The sequence below is a fragment of the Bacillus sp. BPN334 genome (assembly GCF_008368885.1).
Taxonomy (GTDB): Bacteria; Bacillota; Bacilli; order Bacillales; family Bacillaceae_G; genus Bacillus_A; species Bacillus_A wiedmannii.
Genome location: NZ_QOZW01000040.1, coordinates 1 through 984 on the forward strand (window position 1 = coordinate 1; position 984 = coordinate 984).

The 984-nt window shown below is 51.9% G+C and carries 9 tRNA genes and 1 rRNA gene; all 10 read left to right on the top strand.

Annotated features, from left to right (window positions below):
• Positions 1 to 47 precede the first annotated feature (47 nt).
• A 5S ribosomal RNA gene (gene rrf / locus DN393_RS31035) occupies positions 48 to 163 on the top strand.
• Between the two features lie 5 nt (positions 164 to 168).
• Positions 169 to 244, top strand: a tRNA-Val gene (locus DN393_RS31040).
• Positions 245 to 248: 4 nt separating this feature from the next.
• Positions 249 to 324 (top strand) — tRNA-Thr (locus DN393_RS31045).
• Between the two features lie 13 nt (positions 325 to 337).
• Positions 338 to 413: transfer RNA gene (locus DN393_RS31050), tRNA-Lys, on the top strand.
• Between the two features lie 14 nt (positions 414 to 427).
• Positions 428 to 508 (top strand) — tRNA-Leu (locus tag DN393_RS31055).
• Positions 509 to 537: 29 nt separating this feature from the next.
• A tRNA-Gly gene (locus tag DN393_RS31060) sits at positions 538 to 612 on the top strand.
• Positions 613 to 628: 16 nt separating this feature from the next.
• Positions 629 to 717, top strand: a tRNA-Leu gene (locus DN393_RS31065).
• Between the two features lie 3 nt (positions 718 to 720).
• Positions 721 to 794 (top strand) — tRNA-Arg (locus tag DN393_RS31070).
• Positions 795 to 802: 8 nt separating this feature from the next.
• Positions 803 to 876 (top strand) — tRNA-Pro (locus DN393_RS31075).
• A gap of 9 nt (positions 877 to 885) precedes the next feature.
• Positions 886 to 961, top strand: a tRNA-Ala gene (locus DN393_RS31080).
• Positions 962 to 984: the final 23 nt, after the last annotated feature.

The following is a 984-nucleotide window of genomic DNA, read 5'->3' on the forward strand; positions in this document are numbered from 1 at the left end:
TTAAAAGTTAAATAAGTTACAATAATTCTTGTCTTAAATGAATACAGTCTGGTAATGATGGCAGAGAGGCCACACCCGTTCCCATACCGAACACGGAAGTTAAGCTCTCTAGCGCCGATGGTAGTTGGGACCTTGTCCCTGTGAGAGTAGGACGTTGCCAGGCAATTCGGAGGATTAGCTCAGCTGGGAGAGCACCTGCCTTACAAGCAGGGGGTCGGCGGTTCGATCCCGTCATCCTCCACCATTTAGCCGACTTAGCTCAATTGGTAGAGCAACTGACTTGTAATCAGTAGGTTGGGGGTTCAAGTCCTCTAGTCGGCACCAGTTTTTATTGCAAGAGCCATTAGCTCAGTTGGTAGAGCATCTGACTTTTAATCAGAGGGTCGAAGGTTCGAATCCTTCATGGCTCACCATTTTAATGAAATATGCGGGTGTGGCGGAATTGGCAGACGCACTAGACTTAGGATCTAGCGCCTTTGGCGTGGGGGTTCGACTCCCTTCACCCGCACTTTTAATGAAATATCTCAAACATGTCTTGCGGAAGTAGTTCAGTGGTAGAATACAACCTTGCCAAGGTTGGGGTCGCGGGTTCGAATCCCGTCTTCCGCTCCAATTTCCAATATGACATGCCGGGGTGGCGGAACAGGCAGACGCACAGGACTTAAAATCCTGCGGTGGGTGACCACCGTGCGGGTTCGACCCCCGCCCTCGGCACCATATGCGCCCGTAGCTCAATTGGATAGAGCGTTTGACTACGGATCAAGAGGTTAGGGGTTCGACTCCTCTCGGGCGCGTTTTCTTTCGGGAAGTGGCTCAGCTTGGTAGAGCACCTGGTTTGGGACCAGGGGGTCGCAGGTTCAAATCCTGTCTTCCCGATAATTGTTTGGGGCCTTAGCTCAGCTGGGAGAGCGCCTGCCTTGCACGCAGGAGGTCAGCGGTTCGATCCCGCTAGGCTCCACCAAAAAGTTCTTTGAAAACTGAACG